The 20407-nt window shown below is 68.6% G+C and carries 23 protein-coding genes; 13 read left to right on the top strand and 10 right to left on the bottom strand.

The window, feature by feature from the left end; genetic code table 11:
* Positions 1–435: 435 nt before the first annotated feature.
* On the top strand, positions 436–1365 hold the full coding sequence (locus tag SPR02S_RS10225) for an oxygenase MpaB family protein (RefSeq protein WP_019056859.1): 930 nt from the start codon (positions 436–438) through the stop codon (positions 1363–1365).
* A 32-nt stretch (positions 1366–1397) separates the two neighbouring features.
* Here SPR02S_RS10225 and SPR02S_RS10220 read toward each other — a convergent pair whose 3' ends face one another.
* Together SPR02S_RS10220 and SPR02S_RS10215 are read right to left on the bottom strand one after the other, a co-directional pair.
* On the bottom strand, positions 1398–2204 hold the full coding sequence (locus SPR02S_RS10220; protein WP_019056858.1) for a class II aldolase/adducin family protein: 807 nt from the start codon (positions 2202–2204) through the stop codon (positions 1398–1400).
* Positions 2205–2318: 114 nt separating this feature from the next.
* A complete protein-coding gene (locus tag SPR02S_RS10215) occupies positions 2319–2768 on the bottom strand; it encodes an Lrp/AsnC family transcriptional regulator (protein WP_019056857.1) in 450 nt (149 codons plus the stop codon).
* Between the two features lie 176 nt (positions 2769–2944).
* Here SPR02S_RS10215 and SPR02S_RS10210 point away from each other — a divergent pair, with 176 nt between their 5' ends.
* From SPR02S_RS10210 to SPR02S_RS10170, 9 genes are all read left to right on the top strand, one after another.
* The gene (locus SPR02S_RS10210; protein WP_019056856.1) at positions 2945–4090 is read left to right on the top strand and encodes an acyl-CoA dehydrogenase family protein; all 1146 of its coding nucleotides are present in this window, start codon (positions 2945–2947) and stop codon (positions 4088–4090) included.
* 76 nt (positions 4091–4166) lie between these two features.
* The gene (locus SPR02S_RS10205) at positions 4167–4928 is read left to right on the top strand and encodes an SDR family NAD(P)-dependent oxidoreductase (protein WP_026150393.1); all 762 of its coding nucleotides are present in this window, start codon (positions 4167–4169) and stop codon (positions 4926–4928) included.
* A gap of 69 nt (positions 4929–4997) precedes the next feature.
* Positions 4998–6137 carry a thiamine pyrophosphate-dependent dehydrogenase E1 component subunit alpha gene (locus SPR02S_RS10200; protein WP_019056854.1) on the top strand — a complete coding sequence of 380 codons (1140 nt, stop codon included), beginning with the start codon at positions 4998–5000 and terminating at the stop codon, positions 6135–6137.
* The gene (locus tag SPR02S_RS10195; RefSeq protein ID WP_019056853.1) at positions 6134–7102 is read left to right on the top strand and encodes an alpha-ketoacid dehydrogenase subunit beta; all 969 of its coding nucleotides are present in this window, start codon (positions 6134–6136) and stop codon (positions 7100–7102) included. The genes SPR02S_RS10200 and SPR02S_RS10195 overlap by 4 nt, the downstream gene beginning before the upstream one ends.
* A gap of 13 nt (positions 7103–7115) precedes the next feature.
* Positions 7116–8444 carry a dihydrolipoamide acetyltransferase family protein gene (locus SPR02S_RS10190; protein ID WP_019056852.1) on the top strand — a complete coding sequence of 443 codons (1329 nt, stop codon included), beginning with the start codon at positions 7116–7118 and terminating at the stop codon, positions 8442–8444.
* A 130-nt stretch (positions 8445–8574) separates the two neighbouring features.
* On the top strand, positions 8575–9270 hold the full coding sequence (locus tag SPR02S_RS10185; protein WP_019056851.1) for an alpha/beta hydrolase: 696 nt from the start codon (positions 8575–8577) through the stop codon (positions 9268–9270).
* A 65-nt stretch (positions 9271–9335) separates the two neighbouring features.
* On the top strand, positions 9336–9938 hold the full coding sequence (locus SPR02S_RS10180; protein ID WP_019056850.1) for a helix-turn-helix domain-containing protein: 603 nt from the start codon (positions 9336–9338) through the stop codon (positions 9936–9938).
* A 61-nt stretch (positions 9939–9999) separates the two neighbouring features.
* A complete protein-coding gene (locus SPR02S_RS10175) occupies positions 10000–10404 on the top strand; it encodes a RidA family protein (RefSeq protein ID WP_019056849.1) in 405 nt (134 codons plus the stop codon).
* Between the two features lie 45 nt (positions 10405–10449).
* Positions 10450–11103, top strand: a complete 654-nt coding sequence (locus tag SPR02S_RS10170; RefSeq protein WP_019056848.1) for a TetR/AcrR family transcriptional regulator C-terminal domain-containing protein — start codon at positions 10450–10452, stop codon at positions 11101–11103.
* 26 nt (positions 11104–11129) lie between these two features.
* On the opposite strand, the gene SPR02S_RS10165 is transcribed toward SPR02S_RS10170, so the two are convergent.
* Both SPR02S_RS10165 and SPR02S_RS10160 read right to left on the bottom strand, forming a co-directional pair.
* Positions 11130–12584 (bottom strand): MFS transporter, encoded by a 1455-nt coding sequence (locus SPR02S_RS10165; RefSeq protein WP_019056847.1) that lies wholly within the window; start codon positions 12582–12584, stop codon positions 11130–11132.
* Positions 12584–12748, bottom strand: a complete 165-nt coding sequence (locus tag SPR02S_RS10160; RefSeq protein ID WP_158697802.1) for a hypothetical protein — start codon at positions 12746–12748, stop codon at positions 12584–12586. The genes SPR02S_RS10165 and SPR02S_RS10160 overlap by 1 nt, the downstream gene beginning before the upstream one ends.
* A gap of 80 nt (positions 12749–12828) precedes the next feature.
* Between SPR02S_RS10160 and SPR02S_RS10155 the strand changes: the two genes are divergently transcribed.
* Positions 12829–13272, top strand: coding sequence for a MarR family winged helix-turn-helix transcriptional regulator (locus SPR02S_RS10155; RefSeq protein WP_019056845.1), 444 nt, complete (start codon positions 12829–12831; stop codon positions 13270–13272).
* Between the two features lie 112 nt (positions 13273–13384).
* Here SPR02S_RS10155 and SPR02S_RS10150 read toward each other — a convergent pair whose 3' ends face one another.
* Positions 13385–14197 (bottom strand): SDR family NAD(P)-dependent oxidoreductase, encoded by an 813-nt coding sequence (locus tag SPR02S_RS10150; protein ID WP_019056844.1) that lies wholly within the window; start codon positions 14195–14197, stop codon positions 13385–13387.
* Positions 14198–14367: 170 nt separating this feature from the next.
* Here SPR02S_RS10150 and SPR02S_RS10145 point away from each other — a divergent pair, with 170 nt between their 5' ends.
* A complete protein-coding gene (locus SPR02S_RS10145) occupies positions 14368–14793 on the top strand; it encodes a nuclear transport factor 2 family protein (RefSeq protein WP_019056843.1) in 426 nt (141 codons plus the stop codon).
* Positions 14794–14892: 99 nt separating this feature from the next.
* Here the strand turns inward: SPR02S_RS10145 and SPR02S_RS10140 are convergent, their stop codons facing one another.
* The 4 genes from SPR02S_RS10140 to SPR02S_RS10125 all read right to left on the bottom strand — a co-directional run bounded on the left by SPR02S_RS10140 (position 14893) and on the right by SPR02S_RS10125 (position 18340).
* Positions 14893–15936 carry a glycoside hydrolase family 5 protein gene (locus SPR02S_RS10140; protein WP_019056842.1) on the bottom strand — a complete coding sequence of 348 codons (1044 nt, stop codon included), beginning with the start codon at positions 15934–15936 and terminating at the stop codon, positions 14893–14895.
* 371 nt (positions 15937–16307) lie between these two features.
* The gene (locus SPR02S_RS10135) at positions 16308–17135 is read right to left on the bottom strand and encodes an SAM-dependent methyltransferase (protein WP_019056841.1); all 828 of its coding nucleotides are present in this window, start codon (positions 17133–17135) and stop codon (positions 16308–16310) included.
* An 84-nt stretch (positions 17136–17219) separates the two neighbouring features.
* Complete coding sequence (locus SPR02S_RS10130; RefSeq protein ID WP_019056840.1) at positions 17220–17471, bottom strand: DUF397 domain-containing protein; 252 nt, start codon at positions 17469–17471, stop codon at positions 17220–17222.
* Positions 17468–18340, bottom strand: a complete 873-nt coding sequence (locus SPR02S_RS10125; RefSeq protein ID WP_019056839.1) for a Sco1979 family transcriptional regulator — start codon at positions 18338–18340, stop codon at positions 17468–17470. Before SPR02S_RS10125 ends, SPR02S_RS10130 begins: the two co-directional genes overlap by 4 nt.
* Before the next feature lie 240 nt (positions 18341–18580).
* Between SPR02S_RS10125 and SPR02S_RS10120 the strand changes: the two genes are divergently transcribed.
* On the top strand, positions 18581–19027 hold the full coding sequence (locus SPR02S_RS10120; RefSeq protein WP_019056838.1) for an ATP-binding protein: 447 nt from the start codon (positions 18581–18583) through the stop codon (positions 19025–19027).
* 41 nt (positions 19028–19068) lie between these two features.
* Here the strand turns inward: SPR02S_RS10120 and SPR02S_RS10115 are convergent, their stop codons facing one another.
* Entirely contained in the window at positions 19069–20355 is a 1287-nt protein-coding gene (locus SPR02S_RS10115; RefSeq protein ID WP_245607537.1) for a PP2C family protein-serine/threonine phosphatase, read from the bottom strand.
* Positions 20356–20407 lie beyond the last annotated feature (52 nt).

Genomic DNA, 20407 nt, shown 5'->3' with positions numbered 1-20407 from the left:
CCCCTGTCGCGGGCGGTCACCGTACGACAGTCGCCGTCAGACGGCTGCATAGGGCACGCTCTACGGCATGGTGATGTGCGAGTACTTCTCGGCCGCGAGTGAGGCTCGAAGGCATCCTCAGCGGCTGCACCTACGACGAAGCGCCCGCCCGCCCCCGGTCCGGGCAACTGCTCTCGGACCCCGAGGCCGAGGCAGCCTTCGTCATCAGCGTCTCCGACACACTCCGGGACGCACTCGCCACGGCGTCCGGTAAGCGGCTGGACCTGGCGGCAGGTCCGTTCGCGGTTGTCGAAGAACTGAGATTCACGCCCACCAAGACGGCGGAACTGCTCCATCGGTTGTCCGGCCCGGCCAGGAGAGCCGCAGCGGAGAACCGACGGCTGTACTGCTGGTGGGGCCCTGCAAGAACCACAACTCGGCAGTCAGGAGCGGCCATTGACCACCCCCGGCGACCCGTCGACACCCGAGCCACTCGGCCCGTCGTCCCTGGCCTGGCGGTACTTCAGCGACTGGCGGGGCATGCTGATCGGGCTCTGGGCCGGGTCGATGCAGAACATGCATCCCGCCCTCGGCGCCGGAGTGGAGGAACACTCACACTTCTTCGAGGAGCGCTGGGAACGCCTGCTCCGCTCGCTCTACCCGATCGCCGGAGTGATCTACGACGGCCCGGACGCGGCCCGTACCGCCCGCGAGGTGCGCGACTATCACGTCGGTATCAAGGGAGTTGACGGCCAGGGGCGGCGCTATCACGCCCTCGATCCGGACACCTTCTTCTGGGCGCACGCGACCTTCGTCATGGTCCCGGTGCTGGTGTGCCAGTACTTCGGTCGGCCGCTGACGGAGGAACAGAAGAAGCGGTTCTACGCCGAGAGCCTTCAGTGGTACCGGCTCTACGGGGTCAGCGACCGGCCCGCTCCCGCCAACTGGGGAGCATTCACCGCGTACTTCGAGCGGATGTGCGCCGACGTTCTGGAAGACAACCGGGCGGCGCGCGCCGTGCTCGACATCCGCCGGATAGGGAAGCCGCCTTTTATGAAGTGGCTGCCGGAGGTGGTGTGGCGGGTGATACGGGGTCCGCTGACCCGGCCCTTCGTCTGGATCACCGTCGGGATGCATCCGCCCGCGGTGCGCGCCAAGTTGGGCTACCGCTGGTCGCGCCGGAGCGCGGTCGGGTTGTGGCTGGTGGGCCGTACCGTCGCGCTCGGCTGGCACCTCGTACCGTTCGAGAGGCGCTACCACCCACGGGCCAGGGCCGCTTGGCGGCGGGCGCGCGGTCTCGCCGTAGGACCGGTCGAGACGCCGCGGCGGAATCTGCCGCCGGTGGAGCGCAGGGGTGACGGCAAGCACTACGCGCCCGATGTGTAGCCGTCGACGAGTGGTTGTGCTCGCGGCGGGGCTCAGCCCAGGACGTCGGGTTCTTCCTCCACCACGAGGTCGGCCAGGAGGTTGAAGTTGTGGCGGGCCATGTTGGCGTTGCTGAACTGCCGGTGGGCCAGGGTGACTTCCTCCTCGGTCATGACGCGGGGCTTGCCCGCGGCGTCGGCGAGGAGCTGCATCTGGCAGGCGCGGTCCATGGTGATGAACCACCACGCGGCCTCCTCGACGGACCGCCCGACCGTCAGCAGGCCGTGGTGACGGAGAATGGCGGCCCGTCGCTCGCCGAGCCGGACGGCGATCCGCTCGCCCTCCGTCCGCTCCAGCACCAGGCCCTTGTACTCGTCGAACAGCACGTGGTCGTCGTAGAAGGCGCAGGACTCCTGCACGATCGGGTCCAGGAGCTTGTCCAGTGACGCGAAGGCCCGGCCGTGGATGGTGTGGGCGTGCGCCACCGCCACGACGTCCGGGCGGGCCTGGTGGATGGAGGAGTGGATCCAGAAGGCGGCCTTGTTGGTCCGGCGCTCGCCCTCGATGACCCGGCCCTCCTCGTCGATGAGGAGCAGGTCGCTGACCCGGATCTTGGAGAAGTGCACCGCGTACGGGTTGACCCAGAACCTGTCGGGGAACTCGGGGTCCCGCGCGGTGATGTGTCCGGCGATGCCCTCGTCGAAGCCGTAGCGGGCGAAGACCCGGAACGCCGCCGCCAACTGCCGCTTGCGGTGGGCGCGTTCGGCCTCGATGGTCTCGCGGCTCTCCGCCAGACGAGGAATGTCCAGTTCCTCGGTGTTCTCGAAGTCGATGTCGTTGCTGCCGGTGGTGATGGACATCGGGACGTCCTTTCCGATGCATGGTGAATTTCTTTCAGGCTGCAACCATCTCCCGTCTGCTGTCAACCTCAGAGGCAAGAAAAGTTGCCCATGAGGCACAAATCTTCCGCCTGCTCAGTCCCCCCTGCGCCATGCGCCCAGCACCATGAGGGTCTTCGTGCCGATCACCGCGCCCGTACGTCGGAGCCGGTCGATGACGTCTCTCAGGTGCTGCACGTTGGTCACCCGGACGCGGACCAGGGCGTCGGGGTCGCCCGCGACGGTGAAGACCTCCAGGGCCTCCGGGACGCTGGTGGCGGCCATCGTGATCGCCTCGACCTTGACGTCACCGGCGAACCGCAGCTCGACGAAGGCCTCGAAACCGGAGCCCAGCTTGCCGTGGTCGAGGGTGACCGTGTAGCCGGCGATGACTCCGACCCGCTCCAGCCGGTCGACCCGGCGTTTGACCGCCGACGGGGAGAGGCTGACGCGATCCGCGATCTCCGTCATGGTCCGGCGGCCGTCCTCGACCAGCAGTTCCAGAATCGCGCGGTCGACGCTGTCGATGAGTGCCGTGTCGGTCATGTGGTCCTCCTCGGGTGCACGTTTTTTGCGGGTGAGTCTGATCTGGCTCGACTTTTTTGCATCACGTGCAAGATACCCGCAACTTAATTGCCACCGCCTGTGTCCCGCCGGTCCACTGACAACGCCTGCAACTGGTCGGCGACCGCCGTTCGAGGGCGTGAGGAAGGGACCCAGCGGTGAAGGTTGAGCGCGAACTACCGCCCGGCGAGGCCCGTGAGCTCTTGGAGCTGACGGTCGAGATCGCGGACAAGGAACTCGCCCCGCGTGCGACCCAGTTCGAGGAGGAGGGCCGCTTTCCTCGTGAGGTGTTCGGCCTCCTCGGCGAAGCGGGGCTCCTGACCCTTCCGTTCGGCGAGGACGTCGGGGGAGGGGGCCAGCCCTACGCCGTCTACCTGCAGGTACTCGAAGAGCTTGCCGCCCGGTGGGCCGCTGTCGCCGTCGGTGTCAGCGTCCACACCCTGTCCTGTCACCCCGTCTCGGTCTTCGGCTCCGCGGCGCAGCGGCAGGCGCTGCTGCCGTGGCAGCTGAGCGGCGCCGCACTCGGCGCCTACTGCCTGTCGGAGGAGCACGCGGGCTCCGACCCGAGTGCCATCCGGGCCGGCGCGGCACGTGACGGCGAGGCGTGGGTGGCCCGGGGCGCCAAGGCCTGGGTCACGCACGGCGGTGAGGCCGACTTCTACACCGCGTTTCTGCGCACGTCCGAGGATCCGCGCAACGGCATCTCCTGCTTCCACGTGGACGCCCGGTCGCCAGGCCTGAGCGCGGGTGCTCCGGAGCGCAAGATGGGGCTGCGGAGTTCGACCACCGCGGTGATGCACTTCGACGACGTGCGGGTCCCGGGCGACCGGCTGATCGGCGAGCCCGGCCAGGGCCTGAAGATCGCGCTGTCCGCACTCGACGCAGGCCGCCTCGGCATCGCCGCGGTCGCCGTCGGGATCGCGCAGGCGGCGCTCAACCACGCGGTCGACTACGCCCGCGAGCGCCGGACATTCGGCCGCCGCATCATCGAGCACCAGGGCGTCGGATTCCTGCTCGCCGACATGGCCGCGCGCACCGAAGCCGCCCGCGCCACCTACCTGGTCGCCGCCCGGCGCAAGGACGCAGGCCAGGCATTCGGCCGACAGGCCAGCATGGCCAAACTCATCGCGACGGACACGGCCATGGCCGTGACGACCGATGCCGTCCAGGTCCTCGGCGGCGCCGGATACGTCCGTGAGCACCCGGTGGAGCGCTATATGCGCGAGGCGAAGATCACCCAGATCTTCGAGGGCACCAACCAGATCCAGCGCATGGTCATCAGCCGCCACCTCGCCGACTCCTGAACTCGGCCTCGTTTCCCACGACTTGCGCATTCCTTACGACTTGCACGTTCCGACGACTTGAAGGAAGGCGGGCACCATGACATCTCGTGATGCTGTTGCCGTCATAGCGGGAGGCGGCTCCGGACTGGGGCGGGCGACCGCGCACCGGCTGCACCGACAGGGCCGTACCGTCGTGCTGTTGGACCTCCCGAACAGCCAAGGGGAGGCCGCGGCCGCCGCGTTGGGGGAGCGCGCGCATTTCGTCGCGGCGGATGTGACCGATGCGGACCAGGTCCGTCAGGCCTTCGCCCACGCGGCAGGTCAGGGGCCGGTGCGCGCGGCGGTCAACTGCGCCGGAATCGCGACACCCGGCCGCATCCTGGGCAAGCGGGGAGTGCTGCCGGCCGAGGACTTCCGACGGGTGATCGAGATCAATCTGCTCGGCACCTTCCATGTGCTCGCCGCCGCTGCCGCCGTCATGGCCGAGAACACGCCGGACAACGGTGATCGGGGCGTCATCGTCTGCACCGCGTCCATCGCCGCCTACGACGGGCAGATCGGCCAGGCCGCCTACGCGGCGAGCAAGGGCGGGGTGGTCTCGCTGACCCTGTCCGCGGCCCGGGACCTCGCCGACTCGGCGATCCGTGTCGTCACGATCGCGCCGGGGCTGTTCGACACCCCGCTCCTCTCGGGCCTGCCGGAGAAGGCACGGACCCAACTGGGCGCGGCCGTACCGCATCCGTCCCGGCTCGGCTCACCGGACGAGTACGCCGGCCTGGTCACCCACATCCTCGACAACCCGATGCTCAACGGCGAGGTCATCCGCCTCGACGGTGCCCTGCGTATGGCCCCGCGCTGAATCCCCGTACCGACAAGGCCTGTTGACCCGCGCTCCCCGTCGAGAGCGTCGCCCGGAAAGAGAACACGCATGGCAAACGCCGTACAAGACCCGCTGTCGGAAGCGTCCTTGGCCGATCCGCCCATCCAACTGCTCGATCCGTCGGGGAAGTTGAGCACGGATGCCCGGCTGCCCCTGGACCTGGCGACCGTGGACCTCCCCGCCCTCTACCGCGACATGGCGCTCGTCCGCCGACTGGACACAGAGGCCATTGCCCTGCAACGGCAAGGGGAGTTGGGCCTGTGGCCGTCGCTTCGCGGCCAGGAGGCGGCACAGGTCGGAGCGGCATACGCGCTCTACGACCGGGACATGGTCTTTCCCACCTACCGCGAGCACGGCGTGGCCTGGTGCCGCGGCCTCGACCCGGTGTCGCTCCTCGGACTCTTCCGGGGCACCACGCTGGGCGGTTGGGACCCCTACGCCCATCACTTCAACCTGTACACGCTGGTCATCGGAGCGCAGACCCTGCACGCCGTGGGCTACGGCATGGGTCTGTACCGGGACGGCAGCACCGGCTCCGGCGACCCGGATCGCGACACGGCCGTGCTGGCGTTCCTCGGCGACGGCGCGCTGAGCGAGGGCGAGACGAACGAGGCGTTCATCTGGGCCGCCGCCCAGAACCTGCCGGTGGTCTTCTTCTGCCAGAACAACCAGTGGGCCATCTCCGCGCCCTACAGCGTGCAGAGCCGGATCCCCGCGGCCCAGCGAGCCGCCGGCTACGGCTTCCCGGGCATCCGCGTCGACGGCAACGACGTACTGGCCTGCCTCGCCGCCACCCGCCAGGCGCTGGACCAGGCGCGATCGGGCGGTGGCCCGACGTTGATCGAGGCGGTCACCTACCGTGTCAACGCCCATACGACGGCCGACGACGCGACGCGTTACCGGGCCGCCGAGGAGACCGAGGACTGGACCGCCCGGGACCCGCTGGAGCGGCTGCGCGCGCATCTTGAGACGACGGGCGCCGTGACCGACGAGTACTTCACCGACCTCGAACAGCGCGAGCGGGACCTGGCCGAACGGCTGCGCGCGGGCTGCCGCGGGCTGGCCGACCCCGACGCGTCCTCTCCCTTCGAGCACACCTACGCGCAGATGCCCGCCGATCTGCGCCAACAGCTGCGCGAGCACCTGGAGTTCGTCTCCACCGGGCCGCAGGACGGAGAGCAGAAATGACCGTCTCCATGGTCAAGGCCCTCAACGACGGCCTGCGCAAAGCCCTGACCGACGATCCCCAAGTCCTGCTCATGGGCGAGGACATCGGCCGCCTCGGCGGTGTGTTCCGGGTGACGGACGGACTGCGGAAGGACTTCGGCGAACTGCGGGTCGTCGACACCCCGTTGGGCGAGGCCGGCATCGTCGGAGCGGCGATCGGACTCGCGATGCGCGGCTACCGGCCCGTCTGCGAGATCCAGTTCGACGGCTTCGTCTACCCGGCCGTGAACCAGATCATCACGCAGCTCGCCAAACTCCGACACCGCTCGGCGGGCCGCATCTCCCTGCCCGTCGTGATCCGTATCCCCTACGGCGGTGGCATCGGCTCGATCGAGCACCACTCGGAGTCGCCGGAGACGTACTTCGCCCACACGGCCGGGCTGAAGGTGGTCACCTGCGCCACCCCGAACGACGCCTTCCACATGATCCAACAGGCCGTTGCCGAGGACGACCCCGTGGTGTTCCTCGAACCCAAACGGCACTACTGGACCAAGGGAGAAGTGGCCCCGGCCACCGAAGTCCCCCTGGAACAGGCCGTCATCCGCCGCGCCGGAACGGACGTGACCCTGATCGCCTACGGCCCGACCGTGCCGGTCGCCCTGGAGGCGGCCGACATCGCGGCGGAGGAGGGGCGCAGCGTGGAGGTCGTGGATCTGCGGAGCCTGTCTCCGTGGGACGTCACGACGGTCCGCGCGTCCGTGCACCGCACCGGGCGGGCCGTCGTCGCCCATGAGGCCGCCTTCTCCCACGGGTTCGGCGCGGAGGTCGCCGCACGGTTGCAGGACGAGGAGTTCCACTTCCTCGAAGCGCCCGTCGTACGGGTGACGGGATACGACACCCCGTACCCGCCGAGCCGGCTGGAGTCGGACTGGCTTCCCGGTGTCGACCGCATCCTCAACGCCATTGACCGCAGCCTGAGTTACTAGGAGGGGCGCCGTCGTGACGAGCCCACAGCAGTTCTTGCTCCCCGACGTCGGCGAGGGTCTGACGGAGGCGGAGATCCTCGCCTGGTCGGTCCGGCCCGGTGACGTCGTCGAGGTCAACCAGATCATCGTCGAGGTGGAGACGGCCAAGGCGGCCGTCGAACTTCCCTCGCCCTACGCCGGTGTGGTCAGCGCCCTCCACGCGGAGGTGGGCGACCTGCTCCCGGTCGGCAAGCCGCTCATCACGATCGACACCGGCGTACCGGGAGAGGCGGCGGGCGGAGAACCGGACGGCGGGGCAGTGCAGGAGCCGGATTCGGAACAGGCCGCACTGCTGGTGGGCTACGGTCCGCAGGGCACCGGCGCCGGTCGTCGCAGAAGGCGTCCCGCGCACCACGCGCAGTCGCAACGCGCCGACAGCGTTGAGGTCAACGTCCCGGAGCCTGCCGCAGCTCGGCCGGCGGCCAAACCGCCGGTCCGTAAACTCGCGAAGGATCTCGGGGTCGACCTCACGACCGTCGCCCCCACCGGTCCCGGGAACACCATCACCCGCGAGGACGTCCACGAGGCCGCCCGAGGCGCGACTCCGCAGGCTGCTCCCGCCCCGTCCCCTCACGCCTGGCAGACCGCCCGGGCCTCCGAAACGCGTATACCGATCCGCGGAGTTCGCAAGCACACGGCGGCCGCCATGGTCGCCTCCGCCTTCACCGCACCGCACGTCACCGAGTTCATCACCGTCGACGTCACCGCGACCATGCGACTTCGTGAACTGGTCGCCGGGCGCCGGGAGTTCCGCGATCTGCGGGTGACCCCGCTGCTGTTCTTCGCCCGGGCCTTCATGATCGCGCTGGCCAAAACCCCTGAGGCGAATAGTAGTTGGGACGAGGCGGCGCAGGAGATCGTCCTGAAGCACTACGTCAACCTCGGCGTCGCGGCGGCGACGGACCGGGGGCTGGTCGTGCCGAACATCAAGGGCGCGGAGCGGATGTCCCTGCTCGAACTGACCCAGGCGCTGGCGGACCTCACCGCGACCGCCCGAGCCGGCCGCACCTCACCTCAGGACATGACCGGCGGCACCGTCACGCTGACCAACGTCGGGGTGTTCGGAGTGGACACAGGTACGCCGATCCTCAACCCGGGAGAGGCCGCCATCCTCGCCGTCGGCGCCGTCCGCCGCATGCCCTGGGTCGTCCGGGACGACGACGGCAACGAACGCATCGAGCCGCGCTGGGGCACCCAACTGGCACTCTCCTTCGACCATCGGCTCATGGACGGCCGACAGGGCTCCGAGCTGCTGGCCAATACCGCGCAGATCCTGCAGGAACCGGGGCTGGCGATGCTGTGACGACTGCCGTGCCGGTCCGCCTGTTGGCCTAAGAGGCAACTTATTTTGCCCATGAGGTTGACTTGGGTGGGGCCGGACCGTGACTCTGTGAGAAGACCGAGGGGTTCTGGAATCTCATGAGGAGCGGGCCATGGCTACGTTCGTACTCGTACACGGTTCATGGGGCGGTGGCTGGGCCTGGGACCGGCTGCGCCCCCTGTTGGAGAGCGCCGGCCACACGGTTCTCACACCCACGTTGACCGGCCTCGCCGAGCGGCACGAGCTCTCCTCGCCGGACGTCGGGCTGGGCGTCCACGCGCGGGAAGTCGCCGAACTCCTGGAATCCGAAGGGGTGGAGGACGCGATCCTGGTCGGGCACAGCTACGGCGGGATGGTGATCACCGGAGTGGCAGCGCTCGCCCCCGATCGTGTCGGGCAGGTGGTGTACGCGGACGCCTTCGCCCCCGTCACCGGGGAGTCGGCGTTCACGATGCTGCCATGGCTGGAGAAGGCGTTCGCCGAGTCGCCCGGGCCCGCCGAGTGGGAGGTGGCGGCACTCGACCCCGGGCTGCTCGGGGCGGACGACGCGGGGGCGGCGTGGCTCGCGAGCAGGATGACACCAATGCCGCGCCTCACCCACGAGGAGCCGCTCGGTCCCGGCAGTGAGGAGGCTCTGGCGGGCAAGGCGGTCACCTACATCTACTGTGCCGATCAGGCCCTCTTCACCGATATCGCGGCTTCGGCGGAGAAACGCGGGTTCCGGGTCGTCGCGCTGAGGGACGTCACCCATGTCGGCCTGCTGACGAGCCCGCACGTCCTTGAGCGGGAACTGCTGAACCTCGTATAGGGGAGCCCGTTTGATGTGCCTCACAGGCCCGGTCTATTGCCTCAGAGGCATGTTATGGTGCGGGAATGTCGATCGAGGACACTGATCTGTGGGTTGCCCAACGCCTCAAGGACATGAGGGGCGAGCGCGGCATCACCCTGACGACACTGGCCGAACAGACCGGCATTTCCTCGGCGCATCTCTCGCGCCTGGAGAAGGGCGTACGCAAGCCGTCCATCGGCAGCCTGTTGCAGATCGCCCGCGTGTACGGCGTATCCATCAGTGAGTTGGTCCAGGAACCCGATCAGGACGACTTCCATCTGGTGCGCGCCGACGCGGCGATGACACGTGACGGGCAGGACGGCCGCTACACCGTACTGAGCGGGTCTCGGGAAACCATGTCCGTCGTCCGGGTCGAATTGGCGGCCGGAAAGAACACCAAGACGGCGCGGCACGTCGGCGAAGAATGGCTGCATGTGCTGTCCGGGGCGATCACTCTCGATATCTCGGGTGTATCGCTTGAGCTCGACACCGGGGATTCGGTGCATTTCGATTCGTCGAAGGAGCACCGTCTCACCAACAAGGACGATGTCGTCGCGACCGTCCTGATCGCATCAACAGCGGCAACTGTTCCGATGCGGCACCCCATTCCGGCGTCATCACGTCGCAACTCGGCGGACTCGCGCTGAGCATTGCGTGAACGCGCAGGGTGCGCATCGGTGATTCCAGGAAAATGAGGGAAGGCTCCCGATGTCGTCATCCGTCGCACTGAATCCTGCCGAACTCCCGCCCCTTACCGGCGTGATCTCCCACGGCCTGGCAATTCCCGACCTCGGACTCGTTTACACGTCCGGGCAGGTCGCGTGGGACGCCAAGGGGGAACTCGTCGGTCGAGACGACCTGGCGGCGCAATTCACCAAGGCCTACGAGAACGTCGACATCGTGCTGGCCGCCGGAGGTTCGAGCCGTAGCAAAATCATCAAGGAGACGATCCACCTTGTCGGGTACAACACCGACAACGCGGAGCAGTTGATCGGGCTCATCGCCGGCTGCCGGGGACCGGGGCAGACGCCGCCCGCGAGTACGTGTGTGGGGGTGGAGACGCTCTTCGCCGAGGGCTATCTGGTCGAGATCGAGGTGGTCGCGACCTTGTGAGCCCCAGCTTCCACCGGTGAGCAGTGGCCCCGGTAGCATTGATCGGTGACCAAGACGCCAGGCGCCGCCACGACCAAGGTCGGCATCACACTCGACCGTGTGGTCGAGGCCGCATTCGTCGTCCTGCAACGGGACGGCATCGCCAAACTCTCCGCTCGCGCGGTGGCAGCCGAACTCAACGTTCGGATGAACACGGTCATGTGGCACATCCGGACCAAGGATCGGCTGCTCGGTCTGATGGCGGAATCCATCATGGGCGAGGTCGACCTGGAGAATCTGCCCGGAGACTGGCGCGAGCAAGTGGCCGAACTGTTGCGGCGGTTGAGGCGAGCGATGCTCGGACACCGGGACGGCGCCCTGCTCGTCGCCGGGACCTTTCCCGTCGAACCGAACACGTTGGCCTTTTCCGAGCGGGTGGTGACAGTCCTCTTCGAAGGCTGCCCCACCCGCAAATCGGCCGCGTGGACGTCCTGGAGCCTTTTCTATTTCACGCTCGGGCTTGTTCAGGAAGAACAGGCGACACCTGCCGAGCTCCACGATCGGCTGCGGGAATCGGTGGACGAGCGGTGTTTCCCCGGCCTCCATTCAGTGCTGGAGGACTACGTCTCGATCGACTACAGCGAGCGCTTCGACTTCGGAATCGAGCAGATCCTCCAGTCGGCCCCGACCACCAAACCGCGACCTCACGCTGCGAGTTGAGGGTGGGTCGGGGTGCAATGGGGTGTCTACGCTGAGAGGTCGTCGCCGTCGGTCTGTTCCACCAGCCGGGTCTCCTCGGCGGCCAGGCGCTCCGCGGGCGGGAGCCGGGTGGATCGGGCGGGCAGGAACCAGGCGAGGGCGGCTGCGAGGGCACAGAAGCCGGCGGAGATCCACAGCACCAGGGTGTAACCACCCACCGTGGGTTGGCCGTTGTCGCCGATGTGAGCGGCCAGGACGGTGGCGGCGAGTGCGCTGCCCAGGGAGAAGCCGGTGAAGCGGACCACCTGGTAGAAGCCCAGGGCGCTGCCGGTCTCCCGGGCGGGGATCGCTTGCACGATCACACCGGGAATCGCGGCGAAGGTGGTGCCCAGTCCCACTCCCAGGACACCTGTCATGACGAAGGCCTGCCACAGGGCGCCGTGGAAGACGGCGAAGAATCCGCAGCCCAGTGCGGATATGAGGCAGCCCAGCGCCAGCACTGCCCGGATCCCTGTGCGGGACACCAGGGTGGGCAGGGCGCGGGAGCTGGTCAGCATGAAGAAGGACAGGGGGATGAGGACGAGGCCGGCCACGACGGCCGATGCGGAGAACCCGAATCCGCCCGAGCGCGGGGACTGTACGAACTCCGTCACCCCCGAAAGCATCATGTACATCGCGACGCCGAGCACCAGGGCGCAGGCATTGGCGGAGAGCACGGAGGGATGGCGCAGCAGGCGCAGCTGCACCAGCGGGTTCTCGGTGCGCAGCTGCTGCACGACCCACACCGTGAAGAGCACTGCCCCGGCGGCCAGTAGGCCGATGATCGTCGGTGAACCCCAGCCCCACTGTGTTCCCTCCGCCACTGCGACCAGTGTGGTGACCAGCGCCGGCGCGAGCAGCACGGCGCCGACCCGGTCGAGCCGGTCAGGGTCGCCGCGTCCCGCGCTCGGCGGTACGACTGCGGCGACACAGATCAATGCCAGGCCCGACACGATCGTGCCGAACCAGTACGCGCCCGCCAGTCCCCATGCCCCGGCGAGCACCCCGCTGATCGGGTATCCGGCACCGAGGCCGGCCCCCGCCGATACCGACAACAGGGCGATCATCGGCGCGACCTTGGCCTGGGGCAGTTCGTCCCGGGCGGTGGCCATCGCCAACGGCGCCAGCCCGAGCCCGACGCCTTGCAGTCCGCGGCCGACGAGCAACATGCCCAGGCCGCCTGCCAGCGCGGCCGCGGCACCGCCCGCCGTGACCACCGCCAGGCCGCCGAGCAGCGTCACGCGCCGCCGCGGGCCGTCGCCGAGCCGGCCCAGGACCGGGGAACTCACCGCGCCGACCAGCAGCGCCACGGTCAGCGACCACTGCGCCGTGCTCAGGGACTCATGAAACTCGCGGGCAACCGTGGGGATCAGCGGAGCACCGAACGAGCTGATGATGCTGGAGACCAGCGTGGCCAGCACCAGCACCGGCCCGATCAGCGCGCTGCGATGCCTCTCGGCCATCACCGTGCCCCCTCGGTCCGCCGCATGCCGGTCAGTCGCTCAACAACCCCGCCCGCGCCGGTCGGTGTCACGAGGCCGGCGTAGCGCGCGATGTCGACTGCGGCGTCGTCCGGCTGCCCGATGATCCGCATGATCCGCAGGGTCGGCAGGCGACCTGTGCCCATGAGAGCCCCCAGGAAGATGCGTGCGATTTGCACGCAACAACATACGCTCGATGCGTGCGTTTCGCACGTATTATTGGTGGATGGCGAACACGGGCTTGGCGCGGGACCTGGAGCAAGCACTGGGACAGTTGCTGCTGCGGCGCAACCGGAGCGCGCTCTACGACGCGATCCTCGACTCGGCACCGGCGGGTGTCGACCGTCAGACCTACCCGGTGCTCAGTGGCCTGGCCCGGCTCGGACCGCAGTCGGCGGCGCGGCTGGCCGACGAGGTCGGTATCGACCGATCCGGCGCAAGCCGCTATGCCGACCGACTCGAAGCCGCGGGCCTGCTCGAGCGCAGTCCCGACCCCCGCGACCGCCGGGCCACCCTGCTCAACTTGACCCCCGAGGGCCGCGCGGCAGTCACCGTGCTCCGCAACGCCTTGACCCGGCACCTCGCGGACCGGATCGCGGACTGGCCCGAGGAGCAGGCGCAAGCGTTGATCGACGGTATCCGCCTGCTCATCGACCTGCCCCCGGACTGACTCCTTGTTCCCGGCGGACGGGTCGGCGGGTCATGGGCGGGACACCTCAACGAGATCGTGTGACGAGCTCATACCGCTTTCCGCACTCTGATCGAGACTGTGCCGTCGCGCCTCAGGAACCGAACGCGGCCTTTGACACCTCGTCCCAGTTCCGCCACTCGTCGAGCCGCGCCTCGTACTCCTTGGTGATCCTTTCCAGCGGGCCGTCACCGAAGAAGATCCGCAGGGGCGGCTGCTGCGCGTCGACCACGGTGAGAATCGCCGCCCGCGTCGCGCTCGGGTCGCCGCGCCGGGAGGAGATGCCCGACATGGCGGCACGGAAGTCGTCGTAGGCCGGAAGGCGTTCGGTCTGCACCGCGGAGGGCCCCGCCCATTCGGTGGCGTACCCGGCCGGCTCGACCAGGGTGACCTTGATGCCGAAGCCCTTCACCTCGGCGGCGAGGCTCGCGGTGAAGCCTTCCAGGGCGAACTTGGAGGCGTGGTAGATGCCGAGTCCGGGCAGCGAGGTGAGGCCGGCGATGGACGACACCTGGATGATGTGGCCGGAGCCGCGGGCGCGGAGGTGGGGGAGCACCGCCTGGGTGACCCAGAGCGCGCCGAACACATTGATCTCGATCTGGTCGCGGGCCTGCTGCTCGGACACCTCCTCGACCATGCCGAACAGGCCGTAGCCCGCGTTGTTGATGACGACGTCAAGCTCGCCGAACGTGTCGATCGCCTGCTGCACGGCCTCGAACGCGGCCGTGCGGTCGGCGACGTCGACGCGCAGCGGCAGCACCGCGTCGCCGTACTTCTCGACCAGGTCGTCGAAGGCGGCCGCGGAACGGCTGGTCGCCGCGACCCGGTCGCCCCGTTCGAGCGCGGCTTCCGCCCACTCCCGGCCGAATCCCTTCGAGGCTCCGGTGATGAACCACGTCTTCGCCATGATGTTCCTCCTGGGCATATGTTCTTGTTCAGTGACCAACATGACCAGTTAACTTGGTCAGTGACCAAGATGTCAACCCGGAATGAATCCCTTGTGCGGTGACCAAGCGGTGCGGTACGGTCCTGGTCGGCGACCAAGGTGAATTTTGTGCGAAAGGATCATTCCCGGAAATGGACGTGAATGTGCGCTATCGGGATTTTTTCCACGGCATGTACGCGTGGATATCCGGCCTGTCCGGCGCCGAGAATCACGGCACCCTCGACGAGATTCACCGATTCTGGGCAGCTGACGCACGCATCGTCACCTGCGGTCAGGTCAAGGCGTCCGGCATCGAGGAGCTGCGGAAGCACTTCGGGATCTATCCCCAGCAATACGAAGAGGTGGAGATCCGGGAGCCGTTCCACACCTACCTGGAGTCGGGAGACGAAGTCGTCATCGAGTACGACATCCTGATCCGCGGGCGACAGCACGAAGGTGCCGCGGACGAGGGAGACGCCCAGCGGCAGGAATTCCGTGTGATCGCGATCTTCTCCGTCACCGACGGCAGGATCTCGGAAATGCGTCAGGTGACCGCCGTCAAGGCGGGGGACGCCTGACCCGTATGCAAAAGTGCCCTGATCCGTTCCCCCGTTCCCCCGTTGCACGGGAGACACGGATCAGGGCATTGGTTCAACGCACCGGACCGGTGCGCCGGTTCAGGACTTCACGGGCTTGCCGCGGCCCCAGGCCCAGGCCAGGCGGTCGGCGCCGGACTGGTTGGTGGTGACCAGCCAGGGGCGGGCCGCGTCGCCGATGAGCTTCTGGATCGAGTACGTGTCGTCGGTGCGCAGACCGGGCCAGTAGACGGAGCCCATGCCGAGTTCACGGAAGACGTCGGTGTCGGCCTGGATGAAGTTGACCGAGTTGTCGGCGGGCGTCGGCACGTTGTAGTTCAGGCCCGTGGTCATCGGGGCGCCGAACTCGTCGGCCACGGTGCGGTTCGCGCAGTCGCCGAGGCGCACCTTGAGGTCGCTCACCCACTGGTCGTAGGTCGCGTAGTCCTTCCAGAAGCCGTAGTGGTGCAGGGAGAGGTACGTGCCCTTCAGACGCGGGTCGGCGCAGACCGTGGTGACGTGGTCGTTGTAGCCGGCGCCGCTGACGAAGACGCGGTTGCGCGGCACCTTGGAGTAGGTGTCCAGCCACTTGGCGGCGAGGTCGGCCCACTCGGCGTCGGTGTAGCCGTGCGGCTCGTTCATCGGCTCGAAGTAGACGCGCTGGTTGTGCTGGTACGCCTTGACCACGGTGTTCCACATGGGCCAGTACGTGGCGGGGTCGTCGATGAAGCCGTCCTTGTTGGCGCCCGTCCCCTCCCAGTACGAGACGATGACCTTGAACCCCTGCGCCGTCGCCGCGTCGATCACCCCGCGGTAGGACTTCCAGTAACTGCCGTTCACCGTGTACGGGTTGATGGGCAGCCGCACCGTGTTGGCACCGAGGTTGGCGCGGAACGCCGCGATCACCCGGGTCGCCTTGGCGTACGTCTGGGCGTAGTTGTCGGAGAGCGACAGGCCGGACAGGACGACCGGGTCGTCGGCGTAATTGTCGCGCGGGTCCGCCCAGTTGACGCCCTTGAACTGGGACGTGTTCGGGCTCGGCGCGGCGGAGGCGGGGCTGCCGGCCAGCGTGGTGCCGGTGACCGCGGCGATCGCGACGGCCACGAAGGTGGCCCGCAGACGGGTTCTGGCGGGGATGGTGCGCATCGACTTGCCCTTTCAGGAATGGCGACTCCGCGCATGGCGAGGCCTGCGCGCGGCTGAGCGGCCGTCGGAACGGATACCGGGCGGGTCGGATGACGTCGGCTCGTCGTCCCAAGTCCCGGTGGGCTCGGTGGTGTTGGGGGAGTACGGGCACGGTGGGCCCTGCTCGCCGGGAGCCTCCAGTTCTCCCTCCTCCACCGGCCGAGACGCGGTGTTTACGTAAACATCCTGCGGCGGAATCGCAGGCCGAATCCCTTGGCCGAGCTGGTCCGTCGATATGTTTACGCAAACATGGCGGCGCCGGAATCGTGGCATCCGGCACCGCCATCGTCAAGGTTTCCCGCACGTAACGTCGCCTGCGTCATGCGACGGGTCTACGGCTTGATGCCCACCCCGGTCCACAGGCTGACCTCGGCGTCCGTGGGCGGCTCCGTCGTGGCGGCGTCCTCGGCGGCGGCATCGGGGCGCCAGCGATGGCCGACGGCGATGCCGGGGTCGAGCAGTTCGAGCCCGGTGAAGAAGCGGGAGACGTCCTTCTGGGAGCGGAACTGCACCGGTGTCCCGGCATTGTTGTAGATCGAGGTCACCTTCTCCCAGGTGGTGGGGTCGAAGTCGGGCGTGCAGTGACTCACGGCCAGGGCGCTGCCCGAAGGGAGAACCGACAGCAGGCGGGCCACGAGCCCGTACGGGTCCTGGGCGTCGGTGACGAAGTGCAGGAGCGCGTTGAGGGACAGTGCGACCGGCTTGTCGAGATCGAGTATCTCGGCCAGTTGGGGCGCGTTGAGCAGCGTCTCGGGGTCGTTGACGTCCGCCTGGACGTACGTGGTGCGGCCCTGCTGGGTGCTGCGCATCAGACGCTCGGCGTACTTGAGGACCAGGGGGTCGTTGTCGGCGTAGACCACCCGGGCCTCGGGCACCACGGACTGGGCGACCTGGTGCAGGTTCGGCTCGGTGGGGATGCCGGTGCCGATGTCGAGCCACTGGCGGATGCCGTGCTCCCGTGCGAGGACACGGGTGGCCCGGTGCATGAACGCGCGGTTCTCGCGGGCGCAGACGAAGATCGCGGGGTAGGCCGCCGCGACCGTCTCCGCTGCCTGCTTGTCGACCTCGAAGTGGTCCTTGCCGCCCAGGTAGTAGTCGTACATGCGGGCGGAGTGCGGCCTGCTGGTGTCGATGTCCCGCGCGGCGTGGGCGTTGGTCATGCTCTCCCTCTCAAGTGGTGTGCATCGGCGTCTCGGGCAGGTCGCAGCCGGGCCGGCTCCAATTCCCCACGCCCTTGGTCTGGTTCAGCCGGCCATCAGATGGTCGGCCAGGCCCCGCTTGACTCCCGCGACGAACGCGGCCATCTCCTGGGGCGTGTAGATCAAAGCGGGTCCGGCGGGATCGGTCGACTGGCGCAACGCGATGCGCCCGTCGGCCAGTTGCTTGGTCTCCACGCACTGACCTCCGTTGGGACCGCTCCAGGGGCATTCCCAGCCCTGCTCGCCGAGGTTCGACGCGGGCATCCCGTTGTAGACCTTGCCGTCCGTGGTGGTCATGAGTACTCCTTGCGCATGCGGTTCAAGAGCGCCTTGCTGTCCGCGGACGAGGTCAGCAGCGACATCCTGTTGTGCGCCTCCAAATGGGCCACGACATCGGACCGTTGGTCCAGATACATGGAGGCGGAGAGGATCTCGCTGTAGACGACGTCGGGCAGCTCCGGTTCCAGGAACCGGAAATAGGTGAAGGGTGCGCACGCCCCGACGTGGGCACCCGCCGAGAACGGGACGATGTCGACACTGACGTGGTCCAGTTCCGAAACCTCGAGGAGCCGGTCTATCTGGTCCCGCATCACCGCGGGCCCGCCCACCACCCGGTGGAGCACGGCTTCTTCCAGCACCGCCCACAGCGTGGGCGAGTCCGGCCTCTCCAGCAGACTCTGGCGGCGCAGACGTAACTGCACCCGCCGTTCAAGGTCCTCGTCGTTGTCGTTCGGGAAGCCGCCGCTCAGCACGCCTCGCGCGTAGTCGTACGTCTGCAGGAGTCCCGTGACGTAGTGCGGCTCATAGGTACGGAGGGTCTTGGCGCCGGTCTCCAGGCTCACGTAGGCGGTGAACCAGCCCGGCAGCACATCGCGGTAGGCGTGCCACCAGCCGGGCTCGTTGGCGCGGTCGGCCAGGGCGACGAACTCCTCTATCTCCTGGCGTTCGGCGCCGTAGGTCTCCAGCAGCTTCTCGACGTAGAGCGGTTTGAGGCCGACCTCGGCCTTCTCCAGACGGCGGATGGTCAGGGAGGTCACCCGCAGGGCCCTGGCGGCGTTCTCCAGGGACACGCCCGCACCCTGTCGCCGCTCCTGCAGCCGCCGGCCGAGGATCATGCGGAGAACAGTGGGGGCACCGGCGCCGGTGCCCGAACGAGCTTCGCTCACGCCCAACCTCCTGAGGGACTGTCACCGGCATTAGTCTGACAGCGACTTGCTGATGTCGCCAGACGGAAACCGACGTTCTGAAATTATCAGGGAGTCGGTTGCAGCTTGAACTGAGCTATGGGCATAGTTACTTGTGTGAGCTACCTCGGCCTCCCGCTGGAACACCCCAACTCCGGCAGGCCGGTTGCTGATGCTGTGCGTCTCCCGCCTGCGCCCGCCCCCGATGGAAGGCGAACCACCGTGTCCCCCCACACGACTCCCTCCCCGCAGCTTTTAGACGTCGCGAGCCCGGACCTGGCGCACTGGCTGGAACTCCCGGCGCACCGCTCCGGCGTCCGGACCGCCCGGCACTCCATGGGTGCGCAACTGGCCAAGTGGGGCCTGCCCGAGGAGGTGCGTGACGACGCGGTGCTGCTCATCTCCGAGTTGGCCACCAACGGGGTGTGCCACACGCCGAGCGCCCGGCTCCTGTGCGGTGTCGGGCTCGTCACCGACCGTAGTCTGCGCGTCGAGGTCCACGATCACGACTACACGGGCAGTGATCTCTCCCGCTGCGAGCCGTGCGTCGACGACGAGAGCGGACGCGGACTGTTCATCGTGCAGGCCATCGCGGACACGTGGGGCGTCGACAGATCGGCGCTCACCGGCGGAAAGGCCGTGTGGGCCACACTGACCACCGGCTACTGACGCCGCACACGCGGAGGGGGGCGAGGGCGCCCGCGGCCTGTTCAGGTGGTCGCGGGCGTCAACTCGGCCAGCAGCAAGGTGCGATCGTCCGCGCCGTGCGTGGCGGAGGGGGCGCGCAGCAACCGCGCGCACAGCGAGGGGAAGCCCTCCGGTCCGTCGGCCGGCGTGGGTTCGGCGGCGGCCGTGTCGAGGGCCCTGGCCAGCGAGGCGATCTCCTGGTCGATGTCGGCGTGCCGCGACTCGACCAACCCGTCGCTGTACAACAGGAGCAGTGCCGGTTCGTCGATGGTCAGCACCGTGGCCTCGTAGTTGCCCGTGCCGAGCCCCAGCGGCAGTCCCGCGCTGGCGAGCGTGACCGGTGCGGCCACTCCGTCCGGGCCGCGCAGCAGCGGCGGCGGGTGGCCCGCGCCGACCAGGGTGCAGGTGTGCGCCCGGGCGTCCCACTCGGCGTAGATGCAGGTCGCGAACGACGCGCCCGGGGTGTCGTACGCCAACTCGTCGAGTCTGCGCATGAGTTCGGCCGGTTCCATGTCGAGCCGGGCCAGGGTGCGCACGGCCGTACGCAACTGGATCATGGCCACGGCGGACTCGGGGCCGTGCCCCATCGCGTCGCCGACCACCAGGCCGACCCGGCCGCCGGGACGGGGCAGGACGTCGAACCAGTCGCCGCCGATGATGTTGCCCTGGCCGGCCGGGAGATAACCGTGCGCGATGCGGCAGCCGTGGAACGCCTGGGCCGGGTCCGGGAGCAGGCTGTTGCGGATGGCCAGCGCGGTGCGGCGCTCGCGTTCGTAGCGGCGCGCGTTGTCCAGGGCGACGCTCGCCCGGGCCGCCAGCGACTCCACGGCCACGGCCTCGCCGGGCAGGAACGGGTCCCGGTCCGGGCCGCGCGTGCAGGCGACGAACCCGACGGTGGCGCCCCGCAGTTGGAGCGGGACCACGAGGAAGGACGCCGTCCCCAGCAGGTCGTCTACGAGCTGCGCGTCCCCGCCCGCGGAGGCCAGCAGCCGCTCGGAGGTGTGCTTGTCCACTCCGTCGAGGACCTGCGAATGACCGCTGGCGAGGGCGCGCGCGTACGGGGTCTCGCGCGGGAAGACGACCACCTCACCGACCGGCAGTACTCCGTCCCAGCTCTCGGGCGCCTCCGTGCCCACCCGCACCGCCAGCCGACGCGCCTCGATCTGCGGCGGATCCACGGCCGGATACGCGTTCTCCTCCAGCACCCACCGCTCCAGCAGATACACCGACGCCGCGTCGCAGAAACCGGGCGTCAGCGCGTGCACGACATGGCTGCCGGTCAGCCGCAGGTCGAGCTCCGAGCCGATCACGTCCGCGGCGGGAGCGAAGACCTGCCTGCGGCGTGGGGGCCCGGCAGAGGGT

This window comes from Streptomyces prunicolor NBRC 13075, from assembly GCF_000367365.1.
In the GTDB taxonomy this organism is placed as follows: Bacteria; Actinomycetota; Actinomycetes; order Streptomycetales; family Streptomycetaceae; genus Streptomyces; species Streptomyces prunicolor.
This window is presented reverse-complemented; position numbering and strand designations above follow the sequence as displayed.